The sequence below is a fragment of the Metalysinibacillus jejuensis genome (assembly GCF_003057615.1).
Classification (GTDB): domain Bacteria; phylum Bacillota; class Bacilli; order Bacillales_A; family Planococcaceae; genus Metalysinibacillus; species Metalysinibacillus jejuensis.
On record NZ_QAFW01000023.1, the window covers coordinates 1 to 16,455 of the forward strand.

At 39.3% G+C, this 16,455-nt stretch carries 13 protein-coding genes, 2 tRNA genes and 2 pseudogenes; 5 read left to right on the forward strand and 12 right to left on the reverse strand.

Annotated elements, in window-relative coordinates:
• Positions 1-134: 134 nt before the first annotated feature.
• The 3 genes and pseudogenes from ftsH to tilS all read right to left on the reverse strand — a co-directional run.
• Entirely contained in the window at positions 135-2,162 is a 2,028-nt protein-coding gene (gene ftsH, locus DDE80_RS08600) for an ATP-dependent zinc metalloprotease FtsH (protein WP_108307255.1), read from the reverse strand.
• 131 nt (positions 2,163-2,293) lie between these two features.
• Positions 2,294-2,830, reverse strand: a pseudogene (hpt, locus tag DDE80_RS15685) (hypoxanthine phosphoribosyltransferase); the annotation flags it as partial.
• Between the two features lie 90 nt (positions 2,831-2,920).
• Positions 2,921-4,261, reverse strand: a pseudogene (gene tilS, locus DDE80_RS15690) (tRNA lysidine(34) synthetase TilS); the annotation flags it as partial.
• Positions 4,262-4,444: 183 nt separating this feature from the next.
• Here tilS and DDE80_RS08610 point away from each other — a divergent pair.
• From DDE80_RS08610 to DDE80_RS15140, 4 genes are all read left to right on the forward strand, one after another.
• Positions 4,445-4,521: transfer RNA gene (locus tag DDE80_RS08610), tRNA-Met, on the forward strand.
• Between the two features lie 5 nt (positions 4,522-4,526).
• A tRNA-Glu gene (locus tag DDE80_RS08615) sits at positions 4,527-4,598 on the forward strand.
• A 66-nt stretch (positions 4,599-4,664) separates the two neighbouring features.
• On the forward strand, positions 4,665-4,907 hold the full coding sequence (locus tag DDE80_RS08620; RefSeq protein ID WP_108307257.1) for a hypothetical protein: 243 nt from the start codon (positions 4,665-4,667) through the stop codon (positions 4,905-4,907).
• Positions 4,908-4,925: 18 nt separating this feature from the next.
• Positions 4,926-5,096, forward strand: coding sequence for a hypothetical protein (locus DDE80_RS15140; protein ID WP_161952304.1), 171 nt, complete (start codon positions 4,926-4,928; stop codon positions 5,094-5,096).
• A gap of 98 nt (positions 5,097-5,194) precedes the next feature.
• On the opposite strand, the gene DDE80_RS08625 is transcribed toward DDE80_RS15140, so the two are convergent.
• From DDE80_RS08625 to DDE80_RS08645, 5 genes are all read right to left on the reverse strand, one after another.
• Entirely contained in the window at positions 5,195-5,623 is a 429-nt protein-coding gene (locus DDE80_RS08625) for a S1 domain-containing RNA-binding protein (RefSeq protein WP_108307258.1), read from the reverse strand.
• A gap of 124 nt (positions 5,624-5,747) precedes the next feature.
• Entirely contained in the window at positions 5,748-6,146 is a 399-nt protein-coding gene (locus DDE80_RS08630) for an FtsB family cell division protein (RefSeq protein WP_108307259.1), read from the reverse strand.
• A 106-nt stretch (positions 6,147-6,252) separates the two neighbouring features.
• The gene (locus DDE80_RS08635; RefSeq protein WP_108307260.1) at positions 6,253-6,552 is read right to left on the reverse strand and encodes an RNA-binding S4 domain-containing protein; all 300 of its coding nucleotides are present in this window, start codon (positions 6,550-6,552) and stop codon (positions 6,253-6,255) included.
• Entirely contained in the window at positions 6,552-8,006 is a 1,455-nt protein-coding gene (gene yabN, locus DDE80_RS08640) for a bifunctional methyltransferase/pyrophosphohydrolase YabN (protein WP_108307261.1), read from the reverse strand. The genes DDE80_RS08635 and yabN overlap by 1 nt, the downstream gene beginning before the upstream one ends.
• 7 nt (positions 8,007-8,013) lie before the next feature.
• A complete protein-coding gene (locus DDE80_RS08645) occupies positions 8,014-9,627 on the reverse strand; it encodes a putative polysaccharide biosynthesis protein (RefSeq protein ID WP_108307288.1) in 1,614 nt (537 codons plus the stop codon).
• 189 nt (positions 9,628-9,816) lie between these two features.
• On the opposite strand from DDE80_RS08645, the gene DDE80_RS08650 reads away from it, so the two are divergent.
• Positions 9,817-10,113: a hypothetical protein gene (locus DDE80_RS08650; protein ID WP_108307262.1), complete on the forward strand. Its 297-nt coding sequence runs from the start codon at positions 9,817-9,819 to the stop codon at positions 10,111-10,113.
• A gap of 54 nt (positions 10,114-10,167) precedes the next feature.
• On the opposite strand, the gene mfd is transcribed toward DDE80_RS08650, so the two are convergent.
• From mfd to DDE80_RS08670, 4 genes are all read right to left on the reverse strand, one after another.
• Entirely contained in the window at positions 10,168-13,677 is a 3,510-nt protein-coding gene (gene mfd, locus DDE80_RS08655) for a transcription-repair coupling factor (RefSeq protein WP_108307263.1), read from the reverse strand.
• A gap of 82 nt (positions 13,678-13,759) precedes the next feature.
• Entirely contained in the window at positions 13,760-14,320 is a 561-nt protein-coding gene (gene pth / locus DDE80_RS08660) for an aminoacyl-tRNA hydrolase (RefSeq protein WP_108307264.1), read from the reverse strand.
• Between the two features lie 229 nt (positions 14,321-14,549).
• The gene (locus DDE80_RS08665; protein WP_108307265.1) at positions 14,550-15,158 is read right to left on the reverse strand and encodes a 50S ribosomal protein L25/general stress protein Ctc; all 609 of its coding nucleotides are present in this window, start codon (positions 15,156-15,158) and stop codon (positions 14,550-14,552) included.
• 294 nt (positions 15,159-15,452) lie between these two features.
• Positions 15,453-16,412 (reverse strand): ribose-phosphate diphosphokinase, encoded by a 960-nt coding sequence (locus DDE80_RS08670; protein WP_108307266.1) that lies wholly within the window; start codon positions 16,410-16,412, stop codon positions 15,453-15,455.
• Positions 16,413-16,455 lie beyond the last annotated feature (43 nt).

The following is a 16,455-nucleotide window of genomic DNA, read 5'->3' on the forward strand; positions in this document are numbered from 1 at the left end:
GATGGCTGTGAACTTGCGAAAGTTCACAGCCAATCAATAAAAATACCTATAAAAAATTGAAAAAGAGAAATTGAGCGCACTCAATTTCTCTTTTTCTTTGGCTGAACACTAGTTATGTCCCAGCCTCACTTTGTTTATTTACGTTCTTCGTCAAAACCTTTTGGTCGGTTATCTGTAGTATCAAGCTCTTGCTGTAAATCAGCTGTTGTTGGATCAGCTTGTTCACCTGTAACTTTTTGTTCAATCGAAGGTGTGCCTTCTTTTTCAAGATGAACAGTCGTTGCTTCAGGTGTCGCTGTTTCTGCAGTTACCGAAGGCTCTTCAATACGTACTGGAAGTTTACCTGTATCGCGCAAGCTTTCGATTTGTTGCGCATCTAACGTCTCAACTTCTAATAACGTCTTAGCGATTAGCTCTAGTAAATCACGTTTTTCCGTTAAAATTTGTTTTGTACGCTCATATTGCTCAACAATCATTGACTGCATTTCTTTATCAATCTCATAAGCAATTGAGTCGGAGTAATTTTGCTCAGAGTTAATGTCGCGTCCTAAGAACACGTTACCACCCTGTGCCGAACCAAATTGCATTGGTCCAAGCTTATCACTCATACCGTACTCTGTAACCATTGAGCGTGCGATGCCTGTTGCACGTTGGAAGTCATTATGTGCGCCTGTCGATACTTCTCCGAAGATAATATCCTCTGCAACACGACCACCAAGTAAACCAGCAATTTTATCTAATAGCTCTGGTTTTGTCATGAAGTAACGGTCTTCCTTAGGAAGCATCACCGCATAACCACCAGCTTGACCACGTGGTACAATCGTTACTTTGTGTACTTTTTCGGCTTGATCAAGTGTTAAACCAACAACAACGTGACCCGCTTCATGGTAAGCTACAATGTTTCGTTCTTTTTCCGAAATTACTCGACTTGTTTTAGCAGGACCTGCAATGACACGGTCTGTTGCTTCATCAATATCGAACATATCGATTTTCTTCTTATTACGACGCGCTGCTACAAGTGCTGCTTCGTTTAATAAGTTTTCTAAGTCGGCTCCCGAGAACCCTGGCGTACGCTGCGCGATAGCGCCTAAGTCTACTGAGTCTGATAAAGGTTTGTTGCGTGCGTGTACTTTAAGTACCGCTTCACGACCTTTAACATCTGGGCGACCTACTGTAATTTGACGGTCAAAACGACCTGGACGAAGTAAGGCTGGATCTAAAATGTCTGGGCGGTTAGTTGCAGCGATGATAATAATACCTTCGTTTGCTCCGAAACCATCCATCTCAACTAGTAATTGGTTAAGTGTTTGCTCACGCTCATCGTGACCACCACCAAGACCCGCACCACGTTGACGACCTACTGCATCAATTTCATCAATGAAGATGATGCATGGCGCATTTTTCTTCGCATTTTCGAATAAATCACGTACACGTGATGCACCAACACCCACGAACATCTCAACGAAATCAGAACCTGAAATCGAGAAGAATGGTACGCCTGCTTCACCAGCCACTGCACGCGCTAGTAATGTTTTACCTGTACCTGGAGGACCTACTAATAGGATACCTTTAGGAATACGCGCACCGATTTCAGTGAATTTACGGTGATCTTTTAAGAAGTCTACAACTTCTACTAATTCTTGCTTTTCTTCATCTGCGCCCGCTACATCTGTAAAGCGAACTTTCTTTTTCTCATTATCGTATAATTTTGCTTTGCTCTTACCAAAGTTCATTACACGATTACCGCCGCCTTGTGACTGGCTTAATAAGAAGAAGAATAAGAAAATAATTACGATAAACGGAATAATCCCAAGTAGGAATTGTAACCAACCGCTCGTTTCCGGCGCTTGTAAATACGCAATTTTCGTATTTTCTTCAACCGCTTTATCAATGCGGTCCATTAAAGATTGGTTCGTAATTGGTAAGTTTACAACGAATGTTTCGTCTTCTTTGTAACCTTCCATTTTACCTTTTACAACATATACAGACTTATCTGGCTGTATTGTCGCTTCCTCTACGTTACCTTTATCTAACTCTGTGATAAATTCTTTGTAGTCCAACTCATTTGTTGCGAGTTTATCACCTTTAAAGGTACCGAAAATAGCCATAAGCACTAAAAATATTAGTAAATAAATAATGGTATATCGAAATATTCGATTCATCCCGAGCCTCCTCATAAACATACAGAAAAACTATAAGTAAAATCTTAACATATCCTTAATTCATCATACAATGAAAAGCATTGACTCGTGCAACTTATGTGCTATTTTTAGCTAAGTTATTCTAAATATTCTTAAAAAGAATATACTTCACGTTTTAAAATGCCAATATACGGTAAGTTTCGGTATTTTTCTGCGTAATCTAAACCATAGCCTACTACAAAACCATCTGGAACTTCAAAGCCTACGATGTCTGCTTTTAAATCTACCTTACGACCGGATGGCTTGTCTAATAATGTTACGATTTTAATTGATTTTGCTTTACGGTATTTAAATAAATCAACTAAATAACTTAATGTTAAACCACTATCAATGATATCTTCAATAATTAAAATATCGCGACCTTCGACACTCGTGTTTAAATCTTTAACAATTTTTACTTCTCCTGATGATACCGTAGCATTACCATAGCTTGTTACGTCCATAAAATCTAGCTCTACGTACGTATCAAAACGTTTCATTAAGTCAGTCATAAATGGCATTGCACCTTTTAGTACGCCAATAGCTAGTGGATAAGTACCGCGATACTCCTCTGTTAGCGCTGCTCCTAATTCACGAATGCGCGCATCTAATTGCTCCTCGGAAATAATTACTTTTTCAATATCATTTTGAATCATTAGTGATTCCTCCTCAAATTTTTCGCTTGCTCCAGTTTCTTTACTTATTATACTCAACATCATATCATCCGTGTTGCGTTGTTTTTCGGAAAAGTAATTACTCATCCGTACACCGCAAACGCCAACTACTTCATTGCCTGCAATTAATATAGGGAGTTGCTCACGTTCATGTGTGGGTATTTTACAATCAATAAAAAGGCGTGAAAGCTTTTTAGGTTGCGCCATGCCTTTTAGCTGTATACGATCTCCTGGTAAACGCTTACGTATCTTAAAAGGTAATTGGAGCTGTTGCGAATTAAAATAATACCTTTTAGCGTCTAGAACGATCGACTTTGGTGTTGTTAAACATAAGCGTACACCATTTTCGCAATAAAACCATTCATTCATTGGCAAGATTTGTTCAGCTTGTACACGTTGCGCGCTATTTTTTGTAATATATAGCGTTGTGTAGGAACGATAAGCTATAAAACCTTGGGGCAAATCATACTGCTTGTTTCCCGCATCTGTGTCCATTGCATTACGCAATAAAGCAACGAGTGCTTGGCTATTACGAATAGGCTTTTGTTCATAAAGATAGCTTAATAGTAGTAAAACAACTCTTCTTTGTAAAGCAACGGGCTTATTTTTAAAAGCATGGATATCAATACTGTAGCTTTCTTGACATTGCTCTTTCACAATTTCGTTAAAAACTTGCTCCGTTTGTGCTCGAAGATAGCATTCATCCTCATACAATTGCGTGGTTAGGCGAAGAATATTTTCAGTAAGCTTAGGATTTTCCTGTTGAAGTAAAGGCACAACATGATGGCGTATGCGATTACGTAAATAGGCATTCCCCTCATTGCTACTATCTTCTCTAAACGGCACATTGTACATACTCGCATACGTATAAAGCTGGTTTTTAGAGAAGGTAAGTAATGGTCGAATAACTGTCATATCTCCTAATTGGCGTCTAGGCAAAATCCCTTGCATAGCGTAAGGAGTAGCATCTTGTGTTAAAGCCATTAAAACACTTTCGAGCTGATCATTAGCATGATGAGCCGTCACCAATTTTGTCGCTTGAAACCTTACACTTACTTCATGCAAAAACTGGTAGCGTTGTTCCCGACAAACGACTTGCGTATTACCGCCTTTAGTAGCTAATAGTCGAGGAATGTCAATGGCAGCCATTGTAAATGTTAAGTCATAAAGCGCGCAGTAGTCTCGCACTAATTGCGCATCTCGTGCAGAATCTTCTCCTCGTAGCATATGATCCACATGAGCAACGATGAGTTTCTCACAAGGTAAGTGCCGTAAAACATCTAACATTACCATAGAATCTACGCCACCTGATACGGCAAGCACGAGTCGATCTCGCGGTGTAAATAATGCCTGCGCCTCAACTTGTTGTAGAAATTGTTGTTTCATAATAGGCGACTCCTTATTCATAAATCTTACTTATAACTTCATCTGCTATTATACGCTAAATTCATACGCGACATCCCCTTATTACACCTTCAAAGATAAGCATTCTTACATATACAACACTTTCAATAGGGCAACTACACCCTATTTTTAAAATAAGCTTGACTTAATTAGCATTCGATTGTAATATTTAGTTTGTTGTTTAACGGCGGCGTAGCTCAGCTGGCTAGAGCGTACGGTTCATACCCGTAAGGTCGGGGGTTCGATCCCCTCTGCCGCCACCATAAACGGCCCCTTGGTCAAGCGGTTAAGACACCGCCCTTTCACGGCGGTAACACGGGTTCGAATCCCGTAGGGGTCATACTAAGTAGTGATGAAATAATATTTCATCACTACTTTTTTATATCGTAAAGGAGCGATTTTTAACATGCACAATTGCCGAGATTATAGTGTAAGAAACGATGATTATGATGCTGAAGTTTGTCTTTATTGCAATACATTTTTAGAAGTAGCTTGCACAGATCCGACTTGCTATTTTTGTGTGGGTCGCCCGCTACGTCCTTATCCACAAGACATTCATAAAATTATTTTACAACAATTAGCAGCAAACACACATCTTGGTGTAGGTACAAATGCATGGCTAAAATTTTTAACAACGTTTGAAGACTAATGAGGAGGATGATAGAACTTGAACCCTTTAACTCGCTTATTTTTATTTACAGCATTAGGTTGGTTACTGATTATCATCTCTTTAAATATCCCTGTGCCAGCCGTTATTCAATTACTAGTACTCTTTATCGGTATTAGTATTAGTTGTTACGCTCTATTCTTAATAGTAAAGCGCATGTTAAAAAACTAGGGCATCTTGCTCTAGTTTTTTTGTACAAAAAAAGAGCCTCACCATAGTGAAACTCTTTCATATTTTAACACTCTTTCTACGCTTAAAGAGCCAGCAAATTAACCTCGTCTTGCTCCACGGCCACCGCGTTTTGATTCTGTCGCACGCTTTAACGTTGTTAAACGCTCATCACTATCTTTTAAGAAACGTGCCATTTTTGATTCAAAGTCTTCTTTTTGTGGACGATTGTTGCGATCATTTGAACGGTTGTTGTTGTGGCGCGGGCGCTGAGGACGCTCTGGGCGTTCCGCTTGAGGCTTCGCTTTACGAATAGATAAGCCGATTTTACCATCTGCTTCAACATTCATCACTTTAACTTCAACTTCGTCACCTACTTTAAGGTGGTCATTGATATCTTTAACATAATTATCGGCAACTTCACTAATGTGAACTAGCCCTGTCGAACCACCTGGTAACTCTACAAACGCACCAAAATTTGTGATTCCTGTTACTTTACCTTGTACTTTGCTGCCTACTTCGATTGACATAAAAAAAATGCTCCTCCTTAAATTTTCAAAGATTCGAAAAATCGAATCATATATTCAATTTATTTCTAACTATTACCTTCTATCATTATAGCCGACAATAAGGGTCTGTCAACAATAGCTATAATCACTTATCATTCTCATTTTCTTCTTCTAGTGCATCTTCAGGCATCACAAATATAATTTCACCATCTTCTGACAACAAATATTCTTTACGTAAAATTTTTGCGATATACTCATCATCTTCATACTGTGTAATTTGCATCTCTAATAGCTCTTGTTGTTTTTCTACATTTTTTAAATTAGCTTTCGCTTCATCCAACATAGCTTGTTTTTCTTCTATCATCGTAGATTGATTGAAAACGGTAGAAATAAACCAAACAATGACGATAAACGGTAAACAGAAAAAGAAGAAGACACGACGCAACACGAGTTTTTTTTGCTTTTTTTGCTTTGCCTTTTGCAACTCTTTCGCGCGAATATACTCATTATCCATTTTGGCATATTTGTCGTTACGTGAAGCCATCCGTGTTTCCTCCTTTATATTTACACAACTAGTTATGTTAGTTTACCCGCTAGATAAGCAAACTAAACTTCTCTATACTTTTATATCGACGCTTCTCGTAAATTATCTAGTTCATTTCATCTTCATCATCAATAAATTCAGGCTCTACTTGAGTAAGACGCTCTTCACTTAAAATTGTAAACATTTGTGACGCTTCATCACGTTTAGCACTCGCTTGCAAACGCTCTACACGTGCAGTGACAATTTTTTGCCCGAAACGAATTTGTAATTCGTCACCTTCTTTTACGACAGTACCAGGCTTAGCTACCTTACCGTTAATCGTAATACGACCTTGAGTAGCTACTTCTTTCGCAAGTGTACGTCTTTTAATTAAACGAGACACCTTTAAATATTTATCTAAACGCATTATATTTGCTCCTTTCGTTTTGCATCTTGCCAATAGCTTTCAAGTTCTTCTATTGTGCTATTTGCTATCGTTTTACCCGCTGCTTGTGCACAAGCTTCTACATGCTTAAAGCGTTTGGCGAATTTTGTATTAGCATAAACCATCGCTTCTTCTGGATCTACTTTATAAAATCGTGCAATGTTAACGAGAGTAAATAATACATCACCAAATTCATCGGTACGTTTCATAAGCTCCGGCTGTGCTGCTTCTACCTTGAACTCTGCTAACTCTTCTTCAAATTTATCCCACGCACCTGCAACATCATCCCATGTAAAACCGTGCTTGGCTACTTCTTTTTGGTAATTATACGAAGTTTGTAACGAAGACGTTGCACGGTACTTACCTTCTAATAAACTTGTTGATTGTCGTTCTTCTAATTTAGCTTGTTGCCAAATCGCCATCACGTCATCTACATTTTGTGCCTCTTTATCCCCAAAAACATGAGGGTGGCGTGTAATCATTTTTGTCGTCACTTCATGTAGTACATCCTCTAGCGTAAAGTAGCCCATGTCTTCTCCGATTTGGGCGTTGAGAAATACTTGTAGAAGCACGTCGCCTAACTCTTCTGTCATTCCAAAATCATCTTGTTCATCAACAGCTTGCAAATATTCATGGACTTCCTCTAATAAATATTTTTTTAGTGACTCATGTGTTTGTTCGCGGTCCCAAGGGCAACCATCTGGCCCACGTAGCGTAGCAATTACTTCTCTAAATGTACGCCAATCTTTCGTACGCTTAAGGAGTGATGTTACGGGTGGAACGTAGAGCGTTGTTAAATTATTAAGCGTCGCCACATGATCTACTTCACATAGTGGCATAGTTTGTAACAGCTCTTCATCAGAACCTGCCGCTGTGACAAGTGTGACAACGTGATCGGCATCATATTTCTCTAATAATTTTAACTTTACCTCTGAAGCACTAAAAGCATCATACACTTGAGCAATGAGTACATGTTGTTGCATATGTGCATCATGAATCGTCATATTTGTGCCGTCTAGTAACTGAAAGCCTTCAATTGGATCAATACGTAATGCAGTAAAGATAGGGTCTAAAAAGCTTTGTCCCCCTTCAATTATTAATGTAATTGCTCCCCGCTTTTCAGCTTCAATTAGCAACTGAACCGTCATTTCCGCTACAAGTGGATGCCCTGGCACAGCATAAATAATATCTTCTTGTTGTGCAGCTTCTACTAAGCGCGTTGCAATTGTTTCGTATACATCGGAAAACCCATCATTGTTTATATAAACCTCATCAAACGGAGTAAAGGTAATACCTTCTTCAATTAACGTAGCAATAACAGGATGTTCTATCGTCCTTACATAGCACGTTTTGACGGCTTGTAATTTCCGATAAACCCCTATAGGTAATTGCTCAAAATCTCCGGCTCCTAATCCGATTACTGTAATTGTGTTCATTGTGCACCTACTTCTTTTGATTTAACCATAATTGGTATGTCGCTATTCGACGACCAAATGGCAATAAAAACCACTCTTTTTCTGATAATAACCTTTTGCGTCCAATCCAAGTAATAAATACCACTGCTCCTACAATAATAGCAGCAAATGCACTGATCATTGCATGGAAGCGTACAGAGGCAATAGGTAGCGCTAATAAGCTAATACGTACTGCATATACACTTACTGTCATCGCTAGTAATGCTCGTATTAATTGAACATGAAAATAGCGATTTGCTAGATGAGGAATAAATTTTTTACTATAGCTAATTAATAGTATAGCGGTAATCGCTAGGCCGATATTGCTAGCTAGCGCAGCCCCCGCAATACCGAATGGGACAATTGTAAAGTAATTCATACTCAGTTTTACGATAAAGCCTATCCCTAAAATAAACGAGGGTACCTTCAATTTTTCCATACCTTGTAAAATCCCTGTAAACGTTAATACGACAGATAAAGGGATAATTTGTAACATATAAAAGGCTAGCACACCTGAAGCGCTGTTTGTTTTAAATAACATGACATTAATATCTGGCATTACCGTCATTAACCCAATAGCAGCAGCTGAACCAAACAACAACGCAGTACGATACGTTAATTGAATAAACGGTAAAGCTGAGCGGCCACCTTCTGCTTGTATTTTCATTTGGTGTGCAATGAGAGGGACAATGGCAAGCGTCAATGAAGATGCGACAATTACCCCTAGTTGCACGAGAGGTTGTCCCCTATCAAATGCCCCTTTTATCTCCTTAGCTGCGAGTTGTTCTAAACCGCTATCAACTAATAACGTGTAAATCGTGAAGGAGTCAATAAATTGATAACTTAACAACAATAAGCTACTCATGCTAACACTTAAACTAAACCATGTTACTTCTTTAATAATCGGGGCAATAGGCATAGCTATAGTAGCGTGCGGCGCGCGGGCAAATTGTTTTACATACCAATAGCCAAGCAACACAAAGCCTGCAACTTCACCGATTACGGTACCGAGCACCGCAATGCGCCCAGCATCATATAACGAAGCGGTCGTCCTCATAATGATAGCTGTTCCTATTAATATAATACTCACTCTTACGACTTGTTCAATAATTTGCGCATAGGCAATCGGTGCCATATACCCCCTTGATTGAAAAGCTCCTTTGACTACTGCAAATGCAGGCATCACCCATACAATAAAAGCACCTGTACGCAAAAGTGGCGCTAACTCTTCATCACCCATCCACTTGGCCAATGTAGGGGCCCCAAAATACAACACACTAAAAAACAGTACAGCTAATGCTACTAAATACCAAAAAACGACACGCAAAATAAAGCCGCGCCTTGTTTCTCTTTGTGATATTTGAGACGACGCATCGTTATCCGCTAACAGTTTGGAAATAGCTACAGCCACACCACCCGTTGTCCAAACGACAAATACAGCGATAAATGGATAAACTTGTTGGTAAATATAAAAACCTTCATCCCCCACAAGATTTTGAAAAGGAACGCGATAAATTGCGCTTAAAACTTTTACAATTAATGCGGCTACCGTTAATAAAGCCGCGCCTCGCATATAAGTTTTCATTCCGAATGATTGCGACATAAAAAGCTCCTTAATTGGCATAATTCAGTATTCATAGTATAGCATACCCCCATGGCCCACTTTGCCGCTAATACTGTACGACTTTTAGCATACCTCACGCGGTAATTTCGTTGCGTTTTTGTACAAAACGGTACAAAAACGTTTATTATCATCTACTTATGTGTAAAAATTAATAAAGGAGGCGTTATTATGAAACTTACTACAATACAAGCCATCCCCCACTCATTCCCTGAGCATCAACGTCCATATGCTACACACCTTGCTTATTATCCTATGCCTTCACGTAAAGTAAGTGAAGTAAAAGAGGGTGTTTTCACCAGCTACGTAGAAAAGGAAAATGGGCAACGTTTAATTACGCATAAGTTAAATTCGAAAGATAAAATCGCACGTACTAAATCACAAGACTTTGCGCTCCGTGAGGAACTTTGGCAACGTCTAAATTATAAAAATGGTGTTCATTATTTAGCTCAAGTGGAGGAAGCATAATGATAATCAAATAACAAGGCAGATGACACTACATTGTAGCGCATCTGCCTATTATTATGCCTTTAATGAATTAGCTGCAATTTCGGTCATTTGTTCTAACATTGTAAAGACATCCGCACCTTTTGCACGGTTTTCATCCAATGTCATGACAAGCTGCGCCCCTTCCATACCGAAGCCCACCACCTTACCAAACTTCATTGATTCCTGTACAACTTTAGAGCCGTCTACGCGATTAGTCCCTTGTTCAGAGAATAAAATCGTAATTTTTTTACTGCGCTCCTTTATAGAAATAATACCCGCTTCATGGCACCAAATTTTCATGCGAGCAATACGTAAAAGCTGAACGGTCTCCGTAGGTAAATCACCAAAGCGATCGACCAATTCCTCCGTGATGGCATGATAGTCTTCAATTTCATCCATTGCTTTTATACGCTTATACATTTGAATTTTTTGATAGCTATCACCGATATAATTATCTGGAATATAAGCATCTACATGAAGCACGATTTCTACGTCAATTTTCGGTTTTTTCACTTCACCTGTTTGACGCTCTTCAATGGCCTCTTCTAACATTTGTGAATATAAATCAAAGCCGACAGCGTCGATAAAGCCGTGCTGTTGCGCTCCTAGTATATTACCTGCACCGCGAATAGATAAATCGCGCATGGCAATTTTAAAGCCCGAGCCTAAATCTGTAAACTCTTTAATTGCTTGTAGGCGACTTTCAGCTACTTCTGTTAATACTTTATCCTGTTGATACATAAAATAAGCATACGCTACTACAGAAGAGCGCCCTACGCGTCCACGAAGTTGATACAGTTGTGATAGTCCCATCTTATCCGCATCGTGCACAATCAGCGTATTGACATTCGGTATGTCGACACCTGTTTCAATGATTGTTGTCGTTACTAAAACGTCATACTCAGCATCTAAAAATGCTAACATTACCGCTTCTAACTCCGTCTCCGTCATTTGCCCATGTGCATAAGCTACACGTGCTTCAGGCACAAGTTGACGAATAATATCCACTTGTCGCGTCATATCTTCTACGCGATTATATAAATAAAACACTTGCCCTCCACGTGCCATTTCACGCTCAATCGCTTCTCGAATTAAGCCACCATTATGTTCCATTACATACGTTTGGATAGGGAAACGATTAATCGGCGGTGTTTCAATTACAGATAAATCTCGCACACCTACCATCGACATATGAAGCGTACGTGGAATTGGTGTAGCTGTTAATGTAAGTACATCTACATTATTTTTCAACTGCTTAATGCGCTCCTTATGCGTAACACCAAAACGTTGCTCCTCATCAACAATAAGAAGCCCGAGGTCTTGATATACCACATCTTTCGAAAGTACGCGATGTGTGCCTACAACAATATCTAAACGCCCATCTTTTAGTTCCTTTAACGTCTCTTTTTGCTGAGTACGCGTACGGAAACGCGATAATAACCCTACCCGTACTGGAAAATCTTCAAAACGCGACAGCATCGTTTCATAATGTTGCTGCGCTAAGATAGTCGTTGGCACTAAAAAGGCTACTTGCTTGCCATCTAATACTGCTTTAAACGCTGCACGAATCGCAACTTCTGTTTTACCGTAACCGACGTCTCCACATACAAGACGATCCATGGGGCGCTCTCGTTCCATATCTTTTTTCACTTCGACAATCGTTCGAAGTTGATCTTCTGTTTCGTCATATGGAAAAGCAGTCTCGAATGCGCGCATTTCATCTCCATCAGGCGAAAAGGCATAGCCTTTTTCTGCTTCGCGCGCCGCATATAACTTAATTAATTCATCCGCAATATCTTGCACAGCTGACGTTACACGAGCTTTGGCCTTTTTCCACTCGACACCGCCAAGCTTATGAATTTTAGGCTCTTTATCTTCTGAAGCAACATACTTTTGAATTAAATCAATTTGGTCTACCGGTACAAATAACTTATCCTCACCACGGTAACGGATATGCAAATAATCTTTATGCTGACCATTTACTTCTAGCGTTTCCATGCCAACATAACGTCCAATACCATGATGAATATGCACCACATAATCCCCTGGTCGCATATCAGCATAACTTTTAATTCGCTCAGCATTCGTCATTTTTTGTGCACGTACTTTGCGCTTTGCTGGTTGTTTAAATAATTCATCATCCGTTACTACTGCGATATGTTCTAGCGGTAATTCGAAACCTGTCGCAATATTGCTGTTCACTAAATAAATACCTGGTGCATCGGGCGTGCCAAGCGTCGTCTGAATGGCATAGTCACCTAATAAGGCATGCATTTTTTTCAGGCGTTCTTCTCCTTGAGCAATAAAAAGCACCGTGTAATTCGCTTTTTGCCAACGCGCCACTTCATTTTGCAACATTGCCATCTGCCCTCTAAATTCTTGACCTGGCTTGCAAGAAAAGCCGATTGTTTGTTTAATCGGTATACCACCAAAGGTACGCGCAAATACAGAAAAATACACTTTTTGCTGTGGAATATTTTTCATTAACATACGCAATGTCCGTGAATTTTTCACAGCATGCACAATTTTACCTTCTTCAATCATTTCCATATACCAAGCTTCTTCTTCTGTACGCCACACGTTCATCGTCTCTTGAATACGAATCATCTCATCGCCTAATACAATACCATCTGTAGCAAAATACGATTCTAAATATACTTCTTCATCATAAAGTAACGACCCATACTTCATCACATATTGAGGCAAATCCCCTGCTTGTAATAAGCTAATATCCGTGCCAATATGCAACGCCAAGCGTTCTTTTGTTGCTTCATCATTAACTAACGTTAAGCTCTCATCAAGCGCTTGTTGTAATCGCTGTGCTACTTGCTGACGCGCTGCAATTGGCAACACTACTTCTGTAGCAGGCAAAATTTCGATAGCCATTAAACGATCAATGGAACGTTGATCATCAGCTGAAAACGTACGAATCGAGTCAACCTCTGTATCAAATAGCTCGATACGCACAGGTTGTTGCATATAAGGAGGATAAATATCTAAAATGCCTCCGCGCACAGAAAATTCACCTGGTGTTGTGACCATTTCACTTCGTCGATACCCCATTATGACTAATTTTAATAACCACTCTTCAATTGCAATTTCTTGTCCAACGGAAGCGGCTAAAAAGTATGTCGCCCATTGCTCTTTAGGCGCTACTACACGACGAAATGCATCAATAGGTAATACATAGATGCCTTTTACCTCTCGTCGCATTGCATCCAACGTAGCAATTCGTTCGGCACGTAGCTCATGAGAAGTTGTTGAAACATCAGCTGCAATAAAATCATCTGCTGGGTAATAAAAAATCTCTTCTTCGCTAACAATACTCGTTAGTTCGTTTACCATACGTTGTGCATAGAGTAGTGTAGGTACAATAATATAAACAGGGCGATTAGCTTGTCGGTACATGGTCTCGATAAATATCGACTTTGCACTACCTGTAAGTCCTGTCACTAACTCATCTTGCGCTTCTCCCGTACTAATGTGATCAATAGCTTGCTTTATTTTAGGTTGTTGCATAAATAGTTGTTGTAAAATATCCATATATTCTCCCTCCCTCTTGAAAACATGCAAAAAGCCTTGAACATCATTAGATGCCAAAGCTCACACGCTATTCTTTGCTACGTTATCCGTTGTACTTATTCATCACTTCGATAAAAGGTTGACTCAGTGCATCTTGTAACGCTTTTACACTTTTTTCTACCGCTTCATCTACAATAGGTTGCTCTTCTTTTGAAAATTTCGATAAAACATAGTCAGCTACTTTCATACCAGCCGGTGGACGATTAACCCCCACACGTATACGATTAAATTGTTGCGTGCCTAAGTGCTGGATAAGTGATTTTATACCATTATGCCCACCAGCACTACCTTTTTGACGCAAACGAAGCTTTCCTGTTTCTAAATCCAAATCGTCATATACAACAATGATATCCTCAATATCAATAGCAAAATAATCCATTAATGGTCCTATGCACTCGCCAGATAAATTCATATACGTTAGTGGTTTTACTAACATTACTTTACCTTTAGGACGATGAACAGTAACATACTGCCCTTTAAACTTACTTAAATTTAGCGTAACGCCCCATTCTTTCGCTAGTTCATCTATAACATTAAAGCCGATATTATGTTTAGTGTTTTCATACGGCTTGCCAGGGTTGCCTAAACCTACAATTAACTTCATTACCCATGCATCCTTCCTCATCGATATTCTTAGTTAGTTTAACATAACTCAAGCCACTCTCACCTATGTATCGCCTACAATTGCATTGTGCCGTGTACAACAGCCTCATTATTTTTCCTATGTCTCATTTTAATAATTCAAGCTACTTTCGTCAAAAGCAAATGACTATGCTAAAATTTCAAAAAAAAATAGTGTGTACGACTAATTCGCACACACTATAGACCTTTATTTATTCAGCCGCTGGTTCTTCAGCTGCTCCTTCTTCGCCTTCTTCATCTTCAACTGCTAAAGTTGGCGCTGTAACTGTTGCTAATGTTTCTTCATCTTCTGACAAGATTTCGAAGTTGAATTTGTCACGAATTGACGCTACGTCTAACGCATCACCAATTTCAAGTGCTGATACATCAACTTCTAATACTTCTGGAATATCAGAAGGTTTTACTTTAATCGTTACTTCGCGAATTGGTTGCATTACTACGCCACCCTCACGTGTACCCGCTGCTGTTCCTACTAAAGCAATTGGTACTTCTACTTCTAATTCTTCTGTCATATCAACAGCTAAGAAGTCTAAGTGAATTACTTTGCCTTTTAACGCGTCCATTTGAACTTCGTTAACGACAGCATTTACTTTTTGGCCATCTACGTCTAATTCAAAAACACCATTACGGCCGTTTTTTTGAATGTAGCGTGTTAGCTCTGCAGCATTGACTTGTACTGGTGTAGTTTCATCTTGTTTGAAACCATATAGTACACCCGGTACTGCTCCTCCGTTTCTAAGTTGGGTTAGTGTTGAACGATGCCCAGCTTCGCGTTTTTCAACTTTTAGTACTGTATTCATATTCATAGTCCCCTTCCAAGAAATAAAAAAATTCTTCGCCTTGTCTTACTACCCGTAATTACGAGTTGGCAAACATAAAAACATCCAAAATCTTTGTACTTACACATTGTTATGTAACCATTAATTCTTCTGTCTTTTTTCAGGCTAACTCTATTATATATAATATTTGGTATTATTAACAGCAATCTACTCAAATAAAAAAGGGTAGCACAGAAAGTCAATAACTTTCTGAACTACCCCGCTACAAACAAGCCATCCTAAAATGCGTTTTTAAGACAACCTCTTTACTTACTATTAATCGAATAATGTACTAACTGATTTATTTTCATAAACACGAACGATTGCATCAGCCATTAACTTAGCTACAGAAAGCTCTTTAATTTTCGGTGATTTTTTGTCTTCCGAAAGTTGAATTGTGTTTGTCACAACTAGCTCTTTGATTGCTGAATTGTTAATGCGTTCGATTGCTGGGCCAGATAATACTGGGTGAGAACAGCATGCATAAACCTCTTTAGCACCTGCTGCACGTAATGCGTCAGCGCCAATTGTGATTGTACCTGCAGTGTCGATAATATCATCGATTAAAATGGCTACTTTACCATCAACATTACCTACGATATTCATTACCTCAGCCACGTTTGGTTTTGGACGACGCTTATCAATAATAGCGATCGGTGCTTTTAAGCGCTCCGCCATTTTACGCGCACGTGTTACACCACCATGGTCTGGTGAAACGATAACGATTTCCTCTGAAGGAATGTCTTTTGATTTGAAGTAGTCCGATAATAAAGGCACTGCCATCAGATGATCAATTAAAATATCAAAGAAACCTTGAATTTGTGGTGCATGTAAATCTAATACGATTGCACGAGTTGCACCCGCAGTTTCAAGTAAGTTAGCTACTAATTTAGCCGTGATTGGCTCACGAGCTTTTGCTTTACGGTCTTGACGCGCATAGCCGTAGTAAGGCATTACAACGTTTACTGTACGAGCAGATGCACGCTTACAAGCATCTACCATAATTAAAAGCTCCATTAAATGTTCGTTAACTGGCGCACTTGTTGATTGCACGATAAATACGTCGCAACCACGAATACTTTCTTCGATACTAATTTGAATTTCTCCATCGCTAAAGTGTTTCACAGAAGATTTTCCTAGCTCAATACCCATCTCCTCGGCAATTTCTTGCGCTAGGGGATTATTAGAGTTTAAAGAAAATAATTTTAATTGTGAGTTAGCATATTGATATGGCATGATGGCCTCCTAATTTGGGTTTGTATATTGTGAACTGCCTTAT

Bases quoted from the DNA above. Each gene is read 5' to 3' on its own strand.
- ftsH (WP_108307255.1), bottom strand. From the start codon at position 2,162: ATGAATCGAATATTTCGATATACCATTATTTATTTACTAATATTTTTA.
- DDE80_RS08620 (WP_108307257.1), top strand. From the start codon at position 4,665: ATGCACAATTGCCGAGATTATAGTGTAAGAAACGATGATTATGATGCT.
- DDE80_RS08625 (WP_108307258.1), bottom strand. From the start codon at position 5,623: ATGTCAATCGAAGTAGGCAGCAAAGTACAAGGTAAAGTAACAGGAATC.
- DDE80_RS08630 (WP_108307259.1), bottom strand. From the start codon at position 6,146: ATGGCTTCACGTAACGACAAATATGCCAAAATGGATAATGAGTATATT.
- DDE80_RS08635 (WP_108307260.1), bottom strand. From the start codon at position 6,552: ATGCGTTTAGATAAATATTTAAAGGTGTCTCGTTTAATTAAAAGACGT.
- yabN (WP_108307261.1), bottom strand. From the start codon at position 8,006: ATGAACACAATTACAGTAATCGGATTAGGAGCCGGAGATTTTGAGCAA.
- DDE80_RS08645 (WP_108307288.1), bottom strand. From the start codon at position 9,627: ATGTCGCAATCATTCGGAATGAAAACTTATATGCGAGGCGCGGCTTTA.
- DDE80_RS08650 (WP_108307262.1), top strand. From the start codon at position 9,817: ATGAAACTTACTACAATACAAGCCATCCCCCACTCATTCCCTGAGCAT.
- mfd (WP_108307263.1), bottom strand. From the start codon at position 13,677: ATGGATATTTTACAACAACTATTTATGCAACAACCTAAAATAAAGCAA.
- pth (WP_108307264.1), bottom strand. From the start codon at position 14,320: ATGAAGTTAATTGTAGGTTTAGGCAACCCTGGCAAGCCGTATGAAAAC.
- DDE80_RS08665 (WP_108307265.1), bottom strand. From the start codon at position 15,158: ATGAATACAGTACTAAAAGTTGAAAAACGCGAAGCTGGGCATCGTTCA.
- DDE80_RS08670 (WP_108307266.1), bottom strand. From the start codon at position 16,412: ATGCCATATCAATATGCTAACTCACAATTAAAATTATTTTCTTTAAAC.